Here is a 16,988-nt window from a genome sequence, read left to right on the forward strand (position 1 = left end):
AGCAGCTGTTCAATCCTTTAGCCGCGCCGAATGTTGCTTCACCGAGTGCCGCTCCGTTTACATCCGTGTCGAAGCCGACAGGGACATTAAGATGACGCTTCAAATGTCCGACTACATCATATCCGCTCCAATGCGGCTTAGGTGTCTTTGCAATATGTCCGTATGTGGGACTGTTCGGATTCAAATCAACCGGTCCAAAGGAACCGAAGCCAATACTGCTAACCCCTTTATCTTTAAAGAACGCAACCGTACGATCCATTGTCTCTTCCGGTGTCGTCGTCGGGAACGATTCGATTTGCTGAATTTGTCCATCTTCGGTACCGACAGCAACGACAAACTTCGTGCCTCCACCTTCAATAGCGCCTAACAATTTCATGTTTCTCCCTCACCTTCTCAAGCCTGACTTTATCTGTCTCGTTCAGAGGAGATCCCCCATATGCCAACTTATGATCGCGCTTACGTAAATCGAAAACGCAAATCGAAAGACAACGTTTTCATCATATTGATTATATCATTAGGTCATTCATGTTCCAATCATATGTCGCATATCATCTAAGATTCGGACACACCTCCTGAACTTTATACCCTTTTTCATCTCTATAAGAAGCTGATGCACCAGAAATAATGTTAGACTTTAACCCGATAGTGCGCTAAAATATGGACAAATTATTGCTAATCATTGGAACCGAGGGGGTATTCACATGACCGTATCGACAGAGCAAGGCAGGTTCGGGCAGTTCGGAGGAAGCTATGTACCGCCCCAATTGCAAGGGGTATTGGAGCGTCTCGCAGAAGCTTTCTACAAGTACAAGGACGATCCGGAATTTATCCAAGAATACAATATGTACGCACGCGAATACGTAGGTCGTGACAATCCGCTCACCTATGCGAAGCATCTGACAGAGAAGCTTGGCGGCGCCAAGATTTATTTGAAGCGCGAGGATTTGAATCACACCGGTTCTCATAAAATCAACAACGTTCTTGGGCAGATTCTGCTCGCTAAGCGCATGGGCGCACACCGCATCATCGCGGAAACAGGGGCAGGCCAGCACGGTGTTGCAACAGCAACGGTATGTGCCATGTTCGGCATGGAGTGCATCATTTACATGGGAGTAGAAGACATTCGCCGTCAGGCACTGAATGTATTCCGTATGGAACTGCTTGGAGCCAAGGTCGTGTCGGTCTCGAAGGGCCAAGGACGTCTGAAAGATGCGGTGGACGTAGCACTGGATGATCTGGTGGAAAACTATGCGTCTACGTTCTATCTGTTAGGTTCTGCTGTCGGTCCACACCCATTCCCGTCTATCGTGAAGCATTTCCAATCGATTATTAGCGAAGAATCGAAGCGTCAAATTGTGGAGAAAGAAGGCCGTCTCCCTAATGCCGTTATCGCCTGTGTTGGTGGCGGCAGTAATGCAATCGGCGCTTTCGCCCATTATATTGAGGAGCGATCTGTACGTCTTATCGGCGTCGAGCCGGATCAAGCGCCAACCTTAACAAAGGGTGTGCCTGGTGTACTGCATGGCTTCAAATGTCTTGTCTTGTTAGACGAGGAAGGAAATCCTGCTCCAACTTACTCCATCGCAGCAGGCTTGGACTACCCGGGTATCGGACCGGAGCACAGCCACTTGAAAGAGTCCGGCCGCGCGGAATATGTGACGGTAACGAATGAAGAAGTGCTTGAAGCCTTCCAAGTGCTGTCGAAGACAGAAGGCATTATTCCTGCACTTGAGAGCGCACACGCGATTGCTCATACCTTGAAGCTCGCTCCAATGCTTGGAGAAGAGCAGATCATCATCGTCAACATCTCCGGTCGTGGAGACAAGGACGTCGAGCAAGTATTCCATATGCTGAATAAGTAAAACAAGAATAATCTATCCATTCAATCAAACAGCCATAGCCGTGGAGAACGGACTATGGCTATTTCTGCTTTATTTGTCCTTGCGGGCAAGATCCAGCTTCGCTTGCGCCTGCTGCTCCAGATCCGCAATCGCCTGTTCCAATGTCATCTTATCTCCGGCTACAGCATGCAGCGCTTCATTCAGCAGCGGCTCATATACCTGATAGAAGCTGTCTGGAATGTTCTTCTTCCACTGCTCGTTCGTATGATGCTTCGATGGCTTCAGCATATAAATGGATTCAGCGCCTCTTTCCAAGCTTCTCGGGATATATCCCGTCCGCGCTGGTAAATCACTTCTTCCTGAACGGGATATGATCTTCGCCATCCCTGTGCCGTTCATGAACTTGACGAGCTCCCAAGCATCATGTTTATTTGCCGAATCGGCGGCAATGGCGAATATTTGCGTGGCAGAGATTCTGTCGGACTCATCTGCGTGCGCCGGATTGATAGGGACGGTTACCATGCCCCAATTTATCTTGGAAGAAGACCCGCCAATGTGTGCTGCAAAGGACGAATCATTGAGAATCATCGGGGATTCCCCGTTAACGAATTTGTTCATGGCTAATATATAACGCGATCCCGGATCGCCGCTCTGCTCCGGCGAACGAACGGATACCGCCTTTTTCCGGATCGCATCGACCGTTAACTGAAATGCTTGCTTCCAGCCTTCGGACTGCAGCAGCACCTTCTTGCCTTCCGTATCGAACAGCTGCAAATCCATCGTATCCGCGACTTCCCGCAATACATCAGAAGCTTGATTATTGATCAATCCATAGGAAGCATCTTCATCCGTCCTGCCGTTATGGAATCTTGCAGACAATTCAAAGAGATCCTTCCACTGCATTTTGTTCACCGGCAGATCAATACGTTTCTCCTGGAACATATCCGCATTGTAGTATAAATACCGAGCCCAGATCGTGGGAGCAAGCCCAAGTAGAGAACCGTTACCCTTCTCGCGCAGCATGTCGATCAAACCGGGCGCAAAACCGTCCAAGTCAAATTGATCCTGTTTGATCACCGATTCCAAATCATACAGCTTGCCCACGCTGGATAAATGCTCGTACTCATCCAGATTGAGAACAAGGACGTCCGGCTTCTGCTGCTCCATCATGCGCTGCAACTTTTCCTGTGGGCTTAATTTGTCCGATGCGTCTTCTCCTTCATTCCCCGACTTGATGATCTCGATTTCAATGTCCGGGTACTGACTGGTAAATAACTGGCCGTACTTGTTATGGAAGTCCTCCACATAGGGATAATACACCTTCAGCTTCCCGTTGCCTTCACCGCCAAGCCCATCTGGTACGGACTTATTCCCGAAGCATCCGCTTATGACCAGGACGATGCTGAGCAGAATCAGTACAGCCGCCTTTCGTTTTCCGGTTCGCCTCATTTCTCCACTTCACTTCTCCTTTACACGCCTATTCATCGTTCTCTTTTATTTCACTTTGTCTTGGCGCACCTTCTGAAGCGCTGCCTGCGCCTTCTGCTGTAGTTCTGCCAAAGCCTCATCCACGGTTTTCACTTTGTCAATGATGGCCTTCAATGCTTCCTCCCGCAAAGGAGAGTATGCAATGTTAAAGTCACTTGGAACCCGCTTTATCGCCCACTCGTATTTCATATTTTTTATTTGCAAGGCATAGAAAGCTTCTGTACTCTTGCCCTGAATCGACTTGACGAATCCGGTTCGCGTCGGCAGCTTATAGTATATAGCAGAGCTTGCCTTCGCCATCTCCGGTCCGTTGACGTACTTTACAAATTCCCAGGCGGCCCGCTTATTGCTCGAATGCTCGTTAATGGCAAAATACTCATAGAGCCTTGCACTTGTCGTTTCATTTGGGTGGGAGGGATCAATAGGGACAGGAACCATGCCCCAATCCATCTTGCTTGCCTTCTTGTTCTGCGGATCGCTAAACTCGCTAATAAAGCCTGAGCTGCCAAAGGTCATGGCCGCGTTGCCTTGCAGGAAGAGATTGTTGGACGAAGGAAGAAACATCGCATCCGATTTCTGAACCTGCAGTGCGCGGGTACGTATTGCATCCGTCATCATTTGATAGGCCTGCTTCCAACTCTCGGATTCGAGCAGAATATGCTCCCCCTTGGCATCGAATTCCTGCAGGCCCCATGTGTCCGCTATGCGTTTCAGCATCCCAACCGCGTTCTCATAGCCAGCATATAGCCCCGGCATTCCCGCATCTTCGAAGCGCGCAGCCAGATCGAACAGTTCTTTCCAGGTCATGCCGCCTTTGGGCAGATCTATCGCATTCGCTTTGAATAAATCGGCATTATAGTAGAGTACATCCGTATAGAAAAACGGCGGCAGGCCAAATAGTGCGCCTCCTCCCTGCTCTCTCACCATATCAATCAAACCTGGCATGAACCCTTCCAGATCGAATTGCTCCTGCTTGATGATCGAATCTAGATTATATAATTTGCCGCCCAATGCGTATTCTTCATACTCTGGAGCTGATAGAGTCAACACATCTGGCTGCTGTTCATCGATCAGCTTCGTTAATAGCGTCCCATAATCAACACCTTTCTGGATTTGCATCTGCTGGTATAATCCATTGGTCTCGACCACTTCGATGTCGATATTCGGAAATTTGAGCGTGAATACATTTCCGTAGTCTCGAAAGAAATCGCCCTCATTAGAGTAAAGTACCTTTAATTTGCCGCGGCCATCCTTACCAAGCTCCTCCAGCACAGGCTTCGTTCCGAAGCATCCGCTCACCAGAGCCATAATGCTTACCAGAATCGTGCCTTGCTTCAACCACGAACCCCATCGCATCTCGCCTATCATTCTCCTTTACTTCGAATCCAAAGCCGCAGGCAACCCGTACCTGCAGCTTCTGTCGGCTTAATCCCTATCATTTCTTGATCATCGTTTTCGCAAGCTTCATTAAATCTTCCTCCGTCAATGGATTCTCGGGATTCACAGAGAGGAAAAATATCTTTCCGTTCTCCGACCAGGTAACTTGATTTCGATCCGTATGCTGGCTATCTGCGGCGGATTCGTATGTGTATCCTTTAGCTTCCTTATCTTCGGTATGAACCGTTTGCATGTGGAGAATGATATTATCTTTTCCTTTTTGTACTCCAGTTTGATCTCTCCCGCTTCCGTCCATTCCATCTTTTTGGAATATACTACTTTGCCTTTGGCTTCAGCCTTCACTTGTGCCTCGAATTTTTTGCTGAACGGACTTTGGATTACTCCTTTAACAAAGGTATATCCTTCTGGCATCCCTTCTGGCTCCTGCACGATTGCTCCCTTCAATTTAGAAGTCCATTTCTCGTAGTCTTCATATTTTGTAAATTTTGGGAACTCCACATAATACATAAACTCACTATCGCCATTCAGCTTCTTATCGCTGACATACACGAGATAAACATCACCAGGATTTTTTTTGAGCTTTACTATCCTTGCCTTCTCCGCTTCGATCATTTGCTTTTTCTCTGCATCAGTCGGCGCTTTGCCAGCCGCCGTTTTGAGCGCAATGCTATTGCTTGATTGCGATGATGCTGCCTGTACAGCAGCGCTCATGGAACCTAGCAGCAGAATGCTGCAAAGTGTAGCGATTGTTACTTTCTTTGTGTTTTTCATGGGTAATGCTCCTCTCCAGAACTATTTTTTAATCATCGTTTTCGCAAGCTTGATCATCTCTTCCTTCGTCAAAGGATTCTCGGGATTTGTGGAAATCGTGCAGCTTACTCCTTTTTCTGTCCATGACAGTGAATTATTGATGTCTGGAAGGATTTCATTCTTTGGCTGTTTAGCATTTTCTTTGGCCTTCTCGTCAGCGGACTCATACTGGAATCCTTCTTTAGCTTTCTTTTCCACTCCAGCTTCTAACTTAAACAGACTCAGCACTATTTTGTTTTTTCCATTGGCATATTCCAGCCTGATCATTCCGGCTTCATCCCATTCTATCTTTTTGGAATACACCACTTTGCCTTTGGCTTCAGCCTTCACTTGCGCATTGAACTGTTTAAACGGATTTTGGATTACTCCATTTACGAATTTATATCCTTCTGGCATCCCTTCTGGCTCCTGAATAACTGCTCCCTTCAATTTAGCTGTCCAGTTCTTGTAGTCTTCATATTTTGTGAATTTGGGGAACTCCGAAGAATATAAAAACTCACTTCCGCCATTCAGTTTTTTATCACTGACATATAGAACATAGAAATCCCCCGGATTTTTTTGATTTGAAATATCTTTTTCTTCTCCGCTTCGAACATTTTCTTTTTCTCTGCATCAGTTGGAGCTTTGGCTGCTGCCGTCTTGAGCGTAATGCTGTTGGTTGATTGTGATGATGCTGCCTGTACAGCAGTGCTCATGGAACCTAGCAGCAGGATGCTGCAAAGTGTAGCGATTGTTACTTTCATCGTATTTTTCATGGGTTATTCTCCTCTCTAAATTCAAGCGATATTGGTTGTTAGTCAGGCCGCACGATAGCGTTTATGGGATCCCTTAGGCGCAAGCCTCTATTCTAATTAACACAGCCGCCCTCATTTAGGTTCACTAATTTGGAAGGAATGCAAAAAAAATGCTGCCCTTGCGTCATATCCTGACGGGGACAGCATCGTTCATCCTATTGCAGCTTTATTTTCATATTCCGATCCCAATGTCGAATGAAGAACTCAAACAAGTAAATCTCTGTTTCATGTCCCTTAAATCCGCGATACACGTTTACGTACTTGTTGGATTTCTCCCAATCGAGCCAGTTCTCCTCCCATTTGAAAAACAGGGCTTCCCCGAATATTCTCTCGTCTCCCTGTTTCATGTACGTCTGAGAAACGCCGCTGAACTTTAGATTCTCGCTCTCGTTCTCGACATACAGGTCACCGTTTTTGGTATAGTAGGTTACTTTGACCGGATAACCCTCTACGTTCACAAGCGTTTCTTTCTTTTCATCTGTAATAGCTGTCAGCTTGATTGGCTTCTTATAGTCCTTTATCTTCTCGATCTCACGTTCCAACAACAACTCTACCGGCGTGTCCGCGGTCAAACGCAGGTCGGGCCTTGCCGGAAACGTGAAGGCTTGCCGATATCCATGGAGCGAAGTATTGGCATATTCCAGTATCATCTCCCAGCCCTCAAGCTTACGTCCGTTCACGAGCAACGAAACTTCTCGGTATGGAATTTCCTCGAATACTTTCTTATTCTCTACCTCCAATTTTATCGCTGTCGGCCTGATAATCAGCTTGCGGAGGATTGAATCTCCTTGCGTCGTGTGGAGCGGAATATTTAATTCCCGGGTTACTGATGCCTGCAGCGCCTTCTCCTTGTTCAATGTGAACATATCGATATCCCATTCTCCCTCGATATGGCTTCCCTTCACGCCATACACAAATTCGAATGAATTGCCGCCCTTCAGTAGTTCTTCCGAGCTATAACTTTCTTGTACACCCCATTCTGGATGTCCCTCAATCTGGATCATTCTAGTCGCCTTATCACCCGATCGAATTACCATTTCCCCTTCCTTTTTCACCACAATTTGAGGAACAACGATGTTGATAATCGAATCATCCGTGTAGGACACAGAGTATTTGATGGTTGCTTGCCCTTCACCGCCATCCATGAACTGCACCCTTAATTCCTTGATCCCGCCATCATGAATCGGGAAAGTCTGTACCTCTGCCTTGCGCGGATCCAAATCGATTGGTACACGAACATAGTCGAACGCCTGCAGCCCGCGCGCAGACAATTGCACATTCGCTTCCTTGCCGGGAACCGTCCAGGACGTATCGAGGAAGCCATTGTAGGTTCGGCTTTCTTCATCCCAGTTATGCCAATAGAGGCCATTATCCCATTTCCTCTTCATCATCTGCACAAGATCCATGCGCGCAATGGAATTTCCTTTATCGTCTTTGAATTCAAATTGGTCGAACATCCATTTACGCTCCTGCTTATCCCCTGTATTCAAGCTGTATAACAGCGTAGTTCCATTATCGTCGGTCACCGCTGTATCGATGGCGAATGTGACGCCGCTATTCGTAACCTTCTTATTGATCGGCTGCCCGAATCCCTGTTGGATCGCTGATTCCACACCTTTAAGATGATAATTAAAATCCCACTTCCCGGTAATATAAGCGAGCACTGGAGTAGCCAACAGCACAAACACAGCCACTGACATCACAGCCAACCTGCGCCCGCGGAACACCGGCTTCGTCTGTAACGGTGCGGCCGACGCTCCTTGTTCGCCCTGCTCATTTCTGGCCGCCTCAATCCGCATCCACATCGCCTCGAAGTCCGGGTAGGTGTGGATGCCTTCATCGCCCAGCTGCTGAGTAAGATTCGTTACTTCGTTTGTTTTTTTCTCCAAGTTCCTCACCATCCTTTCTCCCCAAGCTACTGTTCCGCTTGACTGATTGCTCCTCTGACAGCTTCAAATCATCGTCCAGCTCGTCCAATATGACCCTCATCATCTTCAATCCTCGGTTCAACCGGGATTTCACGGTTCCCACCGGAATATCCAGAATCTCCGCGATGTCGGCAAGCGGCAAATCGTTCGTATACCGCAGAGTGATGACAATGCGGATTTTGTCAGGCAGCTTCGCGAGGCGCCGCTTCCATTCATCCTCCGATTCCTTTTGTTCAACTACAGTTAGGACTGAAGGCTCCACCTGCTCCCGTTGGAACAAGAGCAGCACTTTCTCCTTCATCCATCTCGACTTATTCCTGCGCAAGTGATTCAGGCAATGATTGACCGTAATCCGCATAAGCCACGTCTTGAGAAACTCCACTTGCTCCCATCCTGACGTGAGCGCCTTCATAAACACCTCTTGGCAGACGTCTTCCGCGTCTGAGGGATTGCGCAGCATATAGTAGCAGGTCCTGTATACATCTCTGTTGTATCGTTCGAAAAATTCCCTGTCCGTCAACAGGTTCTCCACCCTTCTCACACATCGCTAGTTGTTGCTCCCATTGAACATGTACTACTAGATTAACAACTATCTTCTATAAAAGGTTCATTTATTGGATAAATGGGGTAAAAAATTCAGTACCTAATGAAATCTCGGTACATTGCCGATATAAGGAGGGAGTATGTCTGAGGAGGGTATGAACTTTGCCGCGAATCGTCAGGCAGCTGAATCGATGGCTGCTGTTTCTTATATTGCTAGCTTTATGCGCATTTCCTTTTCAAAATTTTATTCTCTCTAAGCTCAAGGAAGGCTCCTTATCCTTCTCCTTCGGCCCGCCTTCGGAAGACATTGTTCTCATGCTGTACAGCAACACTGCAAGGGTAGGCCGCTACCTGGTACCGCTTGCGGAGTCCGAGCCGAAAGCCGCGCCTTATCAAGAGAAGGGAGAGACACTTGTACCCGCCCGCTTCCTAGCAGACAAGCTCGACGCAGAGCTGGCTGTCGATAAGAGTGGCCGAACTCTTACGTTATCAAGAGACGACGCGAAGATTACGTATTCGCTCGAGGTAGGCAAGGTCAGTATCGCGACCCCTTCCGGCAGCAAATCCGCAGTCTCGGTCAACACATTGCCTGTCCAGAAGGACGGTGTTACCTACGTCCCGCTTCGACCAGCTAGTAAAGCGCTTGGTCGGCATATTTACAGCAGCGACGGCGTTATCGCGCTGACCACGACACAGAAAGCGCCTAAACAAGAGAAGTGGAACGAGTGGAGAGAGGAATTGTCCTCCTATCTAGCCTACGATGCCTTCGGTTCGTATGCAGTCAAGATGGGAACCAGCTATGCAGCGTTGTTCCATAGCTGGGAGGATGCTGTCAATTACGCGAAGCAGGTTCCTGGACGCAGAGTCACCTACCGCGGTCAGCATGTGATGTGGGATCCGAAGAAGCCTGCGCCGAAGTCGATCCGCTTGAATGGGGCCCCGCTTATTTTGCAGCTCCCCGAGCTGCCGCGCGGCTGTGAAGTGACTGCTCTTGCGATGCTCTTGCAATCTGCAGGTCAGAAGGTAGACAAGATGGAGCTTGCGAAGAATATCCGCAAAGATACAACGCCGTATGAGAAGAAGAACGGCGGTATCTATTTCGGCAATCCGCATCGCGGATTCGTCGGCGATATGTACACGTTCGCCAATCCTGGTCTCGGGGTATATCATGAGCCGATAGCAGAGGTCGCGGAGAAATATTTGCCGGGACGAATCATTGATATGACCGGCACTTCCCTTGATCATCTGTTATGGACGGTTGGACAAGGAACGCCAGTGTGGGTAATCCATACGACACTGTACGATTCTGTTCCCGCTAACGCTTGGGTAACGTGGAATACTGCTAATGGGCCAATCCAAGTGACCTACTATGAGCACTCCTTGCTCGTGATCGGCTATGACGAGCAATATGTATACGTGCATGATCCGCTTGGTCGCCGCGATCGTATCACACGCGCTGCCTTCAAGCGCGGATGGGAGCAAATGGGCAGCCAAGCTATCACCTATACGAAGACAGCGCCAACTGCACAAGCAACATAGGCGCACCGGCAACACAAAAGGAACTGTCCTCACTGCATCCAGTTATGCAGAGAGTCAGTTCCTTTTTTTCTAACTGTATTCAAACTTTGCCCCAATGATTCTTAGACTAACTCTCCCTAATCATAATTGCGCAAAATGAGGTAGAGGATTATCCCTAGGATTTCTTTTTCAACATGCCTGACTTCCCCTATGAACACAGAAAGCTGACCCACAAAGCGAATTCTGCTTCGCGGGTCAGCTTTTCTAACCTTTTTTTCTCTTGTCTAATTTAAATTTATATCGTTCACACCAACAATATCCATATAATAGAACTTCAAATAACGATTCATTTGCCCTTCAATCGTCAAGCTGCCTTCCTTTTTAAATATATACCAGTTTTGACCGTTATATCGCTCAACTGAATACCCGTTTAAATCAATCCCGAACAGCTTTTTCACGTCTGGCGCCGCTGCGTCGAGTACCTGCTTATTCGAGAATTGGTCGAAGAGGGCCTCGGTTGCATCTGTCCCCGTTTCCAAAATATCAGAATCTGAAACTGACAGTATGCGTCCAGAGTGATAGCCTACCTGCATGGACAAATCATGCTTCTGATCCTCTAAATGGTAATCATCCTTCGCAATTCCAGTAAGGCTGTCATAGTGATAAGTACGGCTCGCATACGCCATCGGAGTTACTTTCCCTCTCACGATGAGGGAAGCTTTCTTCGCCGACTCAAGCGCCTTAGCACTTACTTGATCCACCGGAATGTCATAAGACATGCTGAGGACTCGTTCTCCCTCCATCTCGATGGCGATATCTTTTCCTTTCATCCAGGTATGCACATCCCGATCAACCCTTGTCTTTGCCCGAGTAATGTCCTGAATACGAGCAGCCAACTGTTTTTCGTCCAGTCCTGTTTGTGCTTCAACAATCTGCTTCATCTTATCTGGCAGCTCAGCGTAGTTCATAGAGATGTTCACATCGAAAGTTCCCCGCTTCACATCAAGAGCGGCATAGCTCTTGTTATCCTTACTATAGACGGTAACATCATGATAAGTTGATCCACGGTATTCCTCGACTCCATACAGATCAATGTCACGACCAGCAACTTCTCGTACTGCCTGCTTGATGCGCTCTAACAAGGGAGAATCGAGGTCGTTCACCGTCTTGCCATGCTTCGGCTCCGTCAAGCTGCCTACTTGATCGTGTTCTCCTGCGAGCGGCGGGATTGTGAACTCAATCTTCTGATTAACCTCAATCGGCTCATTGTATCTCCGCAGCGATATTTCATATTCGTCCAGTTTCGGAGCCATAATTGAAATATCATAAACATCTTGCTTCTTATTCTCCTGCCCCCACTTATCTTTATCCTCAAAAATCGTTCCCAATACCCAATTGAACGTAATATTTCTTTCATATTTTTCGTTTAATTGCTTGCCAGTCATTGGGATAGCTCTCGTCTCTGGTGTATCCAGCTTCAAGTCATATTGCTTCCAAGTCTCGTTCGATCCTGATCCTTGAAGCTTCAAGTAATAGGGCTCATACGTCAAGAATGCGCTCTGAAACGGGTTGTTTCCCGCTTGATCTGGCTGAACCTTGAGATGGAGGATTCCCTTATTATCATACTCCGTGCCTAATATCGTTATATCCTTGCCCTGGTATTGGATCTTCTTTGGATATCTATCATCCGTGCGAAGACGGAACGTATGATTGGGCCGGGCTTGAGTCACATACAATCTCTTCAATTCCAGAGTCATGCGCTTCGGCTTGTTCTCGAAATAGACAGACGGGACAAACTCCCACTGGTTGCGGCTAACCCCATTCACCAAATCATTGAATCCTGAAGATTGTCGAATCGGATACACTTTACCGGTTTCATCTTTCAGAATAAGATTCTCTCGGACAATCTCATTCCAATCGTCACCCGGATGCAGATCTGCCTTTCCTTCATCTTGAATTCGAGTTCGAGCCTCAAGCAGCATACGGGTAGGAGAGATCGTAATATCCTTAAGAGCAAACTGCTGCACAATCGAGTCTGCCTGCTCTGCCGTCCGCTCCAGATTGACAACGCGAGTTGGCTTTATATTATTGATACCGAGCGGAACCTGAATATCCTCGGATTCGGAATAAATGTTTTTGTATTCGTCATTGCGTTTAATTTTTGTTAGCCGGATCGTTATTTTCCGATCCTTATCTTCTCGTTTCAACTGCTCGACGTATTCTGGCAGCAAAGGAATGTCATGTGTCCAAGTAACAATACCATCCACTTTTGCCTTAGCCTGTTTACGCGCCTCATCCACGGATTCAATAAGATAAGAAGTCGTATGATTACTTCCATCTGAGAATCGGTGTTCATCAAATTCAGGGAGCGTAGCCGTATAATCCTCGAAATCGTCATACAATCGGCGGGAACGCTGCGCCTCGGCAATATCCTCGCCCTTGATTGTAACCGTAACGAACAGACGATCATCTTCCAAATACAAATTGTCGACGCTAACCTCCCGCTCTCCCCACTTCGTACGATAGGTCTGCACCGGAATGTAACCATGCTCCTTGGCATTGCGGATACCCATAAAGCTGCCCGCCCCCTCCAGCCACTTGACTGCGGCCTCCAGTCCGGGGATTTGCTTCGCATACGCGGCAAAGGAAGGCACAAACATGATCGAGCCAGAGAACAGCAAAACGCCGGCCGCAACCGTTCCTATGCTGCGCTGTACAATCTTCGTCCGATGGCGGCGGCGATCCATATTTTCGATCCGCTCCGCAATCCGTTGAGACAGATTAGGTGGAATAGGCACTTCGGGCAATTTTGCGAACATTGCTTCGATCTCCTCATCCCTAAATTCCATCAGCATCTAGCCTCCTTCATTTCTGGCATCATTTGCTTTTTAAACAATTTAATTGTGTTATATATTTTCGTTTTAACCGTGCCCAGCGGCATATCCGTCATCTCTGCAATTTCTTCTAGCGTGTATCCTTGTACATACTTCAATTGGATGAGCATCCGCGTCATTGGCGGCTGCTGCTCCATAAGAGCCTGAAAATCCAGCATCTCGTCCGTCGGCGGACGCTTTGCGACTCCCATAACCTCTTCGTCCTCTATGTAGACTATCGATTTATTTTTACGCAAATAGGTTTTGCACTGATTGATGACAATCCGAGTGAACCAAGTGTTGAATTTTTCGGGGTCTTTCAATTTCTGTATATGAATAAGGGCCTTCTCCACAGCATCGCATACTGCGTCCATACTGGCGGCCTCATCGTGTAGATAACTATATGCGATGCGGTACGATCGGTCTTGAATTTGCTGTACCGCTAGTGCAAAGCTATGTGTATCGCCCTGCTGCGCGCGGACAATCAGCATCTTCTGATCCATAGTTCCTCCCCCTTCGGTCACCACTATGATGCATGGAGGCCCTAAATAGTTTTGGAAACGGAAAATATGATATTACGTCGTTCCGTTGGATTCCAAGGCAGCCTCCAATTCGACTTCCTTGCCTGTAAGTTGTTTCATTGCCCTCTGGGCCTTTTGCAACAAAGCAGCGTCCAGATCAGCTATCGTTTTTTCTGCTTGTCCATTACTCTTGATGCCCTTATTCGTGCTCTCTTTAGCTATAGCTGTCTCCGCTGTCCACGCTGTACTGAGCGGAGCGAAGAGCATGCTGAATGCGGTTATTGCTGCAAGCAGCTTTTTATTTGATCTCATGATTATCGTTCCTCCTACATTTGAAGTCAATTTCGATAATAAGATGCACAACCAATTGAAATAGTTTTTTTATACAGAAATGAAAAAAATAGATAAAAAAACATGCACTCGCGAAAAGCAAGTGCATGTAGAGTAATTGTTCATTGACCCGAAACTTTAAGAGAGTAGAACTCTCCCTTTTCATTAATATTTCCAGAAACCTCCGGCTTCCCATCTTTCTTAAATGTAAATCGATCGGCCATCTCACCTTTTCCGCGAGTTACGCTGTAGCCTGTCAAATCAATTCCGAACACTTTTTTTAGCCAGCGGCTTAGCGGCAGCCAATACATCCTCATTTTTAAATTTGCTGAATTTTTTATCGGTAATGTCAAGCAAGGAGCCTGCCGACTTCCCAGATTGATTGAAATTTGTTGCTTTTCCGGTTTCACCGTTTACATCAATGATAATCCGTTTTTCCTTGCTTTTATACGCCGTGAATTGCCAACTCGATTTATCCTTTGCTTTGTTCAATGTCCCTTCCTTGATCGAGAAGGATTTTGCATCCAGTGCTTGCAACACTTGCTCTGCTCCTTTTTTGACCTTCGCAGGCGCCTTCGAATAGTCATAGGTGAGGTTAATGCTCATTACCTTATCGTTATCAAACGATACCCAAATATTATTTCCCGTAAATGACGTGAATAAAGTCTCAGTATCCTTCTCGAATGTGCGCTGCACTTTATTAAAAGATACATTCCAAGAAGAATCCAATTCCTTAACCGCCGTGATAGCCGCTGTTCGAAGGGACTCATTTCCTTGATCCGCCTTTGCAAACCAAGTTGCCCTCTGAACTTCACCAGTCTTTTGGTTCACTTGTGCTTGATTCCCATCCTTCCCCATAAAGAAATATAAATTATTCGGGCTTTCAGTAATTCGCTCCCATGTCATTTTCAAATCCGAGTTACCCGATAATTCCTGATACACGGCATCCAGATTTTCAAGGATCTCCTTGTCGATCTGTTCCGGCTTCAGGATTCCGTTCTCCTGTTTAACCTCTTGCTTGGATTGGGCTGCCTCCATACTTATTGGCGACGCAATGATGAGCATGCTGGATACGGATAATACGGAAATCATCTTCTTGTACGACATCATTTCAACAACTTCCTCCCTCAAAATGAATTTCGATAGTAAGATGACTCACTTCGGTCAATGGTTTTGGTACACAAAAAAATCCCGGACTATGTCCGGGATCCTCCATCGCGCTTGGCGCGATTCATATATTGGTCATAACGATCGTCCACTTCTTCTGCAATGGAGCGATACCGATTCGTCTCTTCCACGATCGGATCCAGTGTCGTCTGGATACGGATTTCAGTTCGTGGCGCGATTCGTCGTCTGACAGCCTCGTCCGGCTTCTCTGTATCCATCTCTCCTGCTGTCAGCCGCTCATGCAGCTCTGCTTCCAGCTGTTCTTGTCTTTCCTTGTCCCGTTCCACCACAAGTAACACCTCCTCAAGCACATTCTCGAATTAGTATGAGCTTGAATGATACTCTCTAGCCTTGGGCTTTCGCTTCTCTTAGAGCCTCAATAAAGGAGCCGTGAATATGTCCGTTCGAGGCAACGACGTCCCGCACGCCTAAATGATACGGTCTGCCATACGTATCTGTAACCTTGCCGCCGGATTCCGAGATGAGCAAGCTGCCCGCGGCCAAATCCCAAGCATTCAGGTTCAACTCCCAGAACCCTGTCAAGCGGCCTGCAGCCACGTAAGCCATGTGAAGAGCAGCCGAGCCTGCGGTACGGATGTTGCGAACCTGCGGCGCAAGTGCAGTAATCCCAGCCAGATTGGCAGGAAGTGCCCGCTCTCGCTCCGTAGGGAATCCGCTTGCAATCAAGCTCGCTCCAAGCTGCTGCTCTGGTGCCACCTGCATTCGGTGTCCGTGTACATAAGCACCCTTGCCTTTCTCTGCGACGAACAGTTCGTCTCTCATCGGATCGTACACAATGCCGACAATGACTTCCCCCTTATGGGCCAAAGCAATCGATACGGAGAAGAACGGGAACCCGTGAACATAGTTCGTGGTACCATCGAGCGGATCGATGATCCACACATATTCCTCCTGCAGTGCGTTCTCCAACGCCCGCTTGGCCGCATCCTTGCCAGGATCAACTGATTCCTCGCCGAGAATGGTATGCTGCGGGAAATGAGTCAATAGCAGACGACGGATCATCTGCTCGGCTCCTTTGTCGATTTCGGTAACGAGATCGTGCATAGATGATTTTATATTGAGCGATATGTACTGCCCTAATTTACTCTTGATCCATTCACCTGTCTTAGCCGCGCAGTTGACTGCTACCGCTGTATAACTTTTACTGGTGACCACATGTGGAGTCTTATCTGAAGTATTCAAGGCTTCACGCTACTTTCTATTAAAAATTGCTTCCTTTTCTTCCAATATACGTAGCAGTCCCTTAGAAGTTTCGTTCGAACATCCTAGCCTATGTAAAATGTTCATGAGCCTGCAAATCCACTCACAATCATGCGGATTGCCAATACGAACAGGGTAATACGGAGGACAAGCAATAACCCTTTGCCGGACATTCGATTCGCAATTGCCGCCCCTAACCTTCCACCAATCCAAGCGCTTGGCGCCAATACTGCTACCAGCATCCAATCGACCGATCCATTCCAAGCATGAACCGTAGTTCCTAGAATAGAGGATAGGAAAATGACAAACATGGATGTGGCTGAAGCGACATGCGGCGGATAGCGAAATAACAGCACCATAAGCGGAACGAATAACGAGCCTCCCCCGATCCCGAACAACCCTGAGATGAAACCGACTGCAAATCCTATAAACAGCATCGGCACAACACTGTATCCATATTCAGTCGCTTGTCCAGTGGGATCTACATACGTACGAGTGCCTCGCCATGTGATATTCACCGGCTTCAACCGTTCCTTCACGATCATCAGAATACGCC

At 47.4% G+C, this 16,988-nt stretch carries 17 protein-coding genes; 2 read left to right on the top strand and 15 right to left on the bottom strand.

The window, feature by feature from the left end; translation table 11 throughout:
* Window positions 1-376 (bottom strand): ROK family protein (locus AZ66_RS17485; protein WP_044355996.1); only part of this gene is annotated, 376 nt, incomplete at its 3' end.
* A 325-nt stretch (window positions 377-701) separates the two neighbouring features.
* Here AZ66_RS17485 and trpB point away from each other — a divergent pair.
* Window positions 702-1,862, top strand: a complete 1,161-nt coding sequence (gene trpB, locus AZ66_RS17490; protein ID WP_197081725.1) for a tryptophan synthase subunit beta — start codon at window positions 702-704, stop codon at window positions 1,860-1,862.
* 69 nt (window positions 1,863-1,931) lie between these two features.
* Here the strand turns inward: trpB and AZ66_RS17495 are convergent, their stop codons facing one another.
* From AZ66_RS17495 to AZ66_RS31940, 7 genes are all read right to left on the bottom strand, one after another.
* On the bottom strand, window positions 1,932-3,290 hold the full coding sequence (locus AZ66_RS17495; RefSeq protein ID WP_044355998.1) for an ABC transporter substrate-binding protein: 1,359 nt from the start codon (window positions 3,288-3,290) through the stop codon (window positions 1,932-1,934).
* 45 nt (window positions 3,291-3,335) lie between these two features.
* On the bottom strand, window positions 3,336-4,685 hold the full coding sequence (locus tag AZ66_RS17500; protein ID WP_044355999.1) for an ABC transporter substrate-binding protein: 1,350 nt from the start codon (window positions 4,683-4,685) through the stop codon (window positions 3,336-3,338).
* 144 nt (window positions 4,686-4,829) lie between these two features.
* Entirely contained in the window at window positions 4,830-5,498 is a 669-nt protein-coding gene (locus AZ66_RS17505) for a hypothetical protein (protein WP_231586921.1), read from the bottom strand.
* 21 nt (window positions 5,499-5,519) lie between these two features.
* The gene (locus AZ66_RS32790) at window positions 5,520-5,933 is read right to left on the bottom strand and encodes a hypothetical protein (protein WP_231586922.1); all 414 of its coding nucleotides are present in this window, start codon (window positions 5,931-5,933) and stop codon (window positions 5,520-5,522) included.
* Window positions 5,934-6,046: 113 nt separating this feature from the next.
* A complete protein-coding gene (locus AZ66_RS32795) occupies window positions 6,047-6,292 on the bottom strand; it encodes a hypothetical protein (RefSeq protein ID WP_231586923.1) in 246 nt (81 codons plus the stop codon).
* 194 nt (window positions 6,293-6,486) lie between these two features.
* Window positions 6,487-8,220, bottom strand: coding sequence for a DUF4179 domain-containing protein (locus tag AZ66_RS17515; RefSeq protein WP_044356000.1), 1,734 nt, complete (start codon window positions 8,218-8,220; stop codon window positions 6,487-6,489).
* Window positions 8,168-8,779, bottom strand: coding sequence for an RNA polymerase sigma factor (locus tag AZ66_RS31940; protein ID WP_052648588.1), 612 nt, complete (start codon window positions 8,777-8,779; stop codon window positions 8,168-8,170). Before AZ66_RS31940 ends, AZ66_RS17515 begins: the two co-directional genes overlap by 53 nt.
* Before the next feature lie 185 nt (window positions 8,780-8,964).
* Here AZ66_RS31940 and AZ66_RS17525 point away from each other — a divergent pair, with 185 nt between their 5' ends.
* Window positions 8,965-10,341: a C39 family peptidase gene (locus AZ66_RS17525; protein WP_044356001.1), complete on the top strand. Its 1,377-nt coding sequence runs from the start codon at window positions 8,965-8,967 to the stop codon at window positions 10,339-10,341.
* Between the two features lie 263 nt (window positions 10,342-10,604).
* Here AZ66_RS17525 and AZ66_RS17530 read toward each other — a convergent pair whose 3' ends face one another.
* The 7 genes from AZ66_RS17530 to AZ66_RS17560 form a co-directional block, all read right to left on the bottom strand.
* The gene (locus AZ66_RS17530) at window positions 10,605-13,169 is read right to left on the bottom strand and encodes a DUF4179 domain-containing protein (RefSeq protein ID WP_044356002.1); all 2,565 of its coding nucleotides are present in this window, start codon (window positions 13,167-13,169) and stop codon (window positions 10,605-10,607) included.
* On the bottom strand, window positions 13,169-13,696 hold the full coding sequence (locus tag AZ66_RS17535; protein WP_005543265.1) for an RNA polymerase sigma factor: 528 nt from the start codon (window positions 13,694-13,696) through the stop codon (window positions 13,169-13,171). The genes AZ66_RS17530 and AZ66_RS17535 overlap by 1 nt, the downstream gene beginning before the upstream one ends.
* Window positions 13,697-13,768: 72 nt before the next feature.
* Entirely contained in the window at window positions 13,769-14,026 is a 258-nt protein-coding gene (locus AZ66_RS17540) for a hypothetical protein (protein WP_044356005.1), read from the bottom strand.
* A 279-nt stretch (window positions 14,027-14,305) separates the two neighbouring features.
* Window positions 14,306-15,154, bottom strand: coding sequence for a hypothetical protein (locus AZ66_RS17545; protein WP_044356006.1), 849 nt, complete (start codon window positions 15,152-15,154; stop codon window positions 14,306-14,308).
* 86 nt (window positions 15,155-15,240) lie between these two features.
* Window positions 15,241-15,429, bottom strand: a complete 189-nt coding sequence (locus AZ66_RS17550; protein ID WP_442950305.1) for a hypothetical protein — start codon at window positions 15,427-15,429, stop codon at window positions 15,241-15,243.
* 127 nt (window positions 15,430-15,556) lie between these two features.
* A complete protein-coding gene (locus AZ66_RS17555) occupies window positions 15,557-16,414 on the bottom strand; it encodes an inositol monophosphatase family protein (protein WP_044356008.1) in 858 nt (285 codons plus the stop codon).
* A 101-nt stretch (window positions 16,415-16,515) separates the two neighbouring features.
* Window positions 16,516-16,988, bottom strand: a 473-nt coding sequence (locus AZ66_RS17560; protein WP_044356013.1) for a sulfite exporter TauE/SafE family protein, incomplete at its 5' end; no start/stop codon positions are given.

Origin of the sequence: Paenibacillus sp. E194 (assembly GCF_000935845.1) — a bacterium.
In the GTDB taxonomy this organism is placed as follows: Bacteria; Bacillota; Bacilli; order Paenibacillales; family Paenibacillaceae; genus Paenibacillus_B; species Paenibacillus_B alvei_B.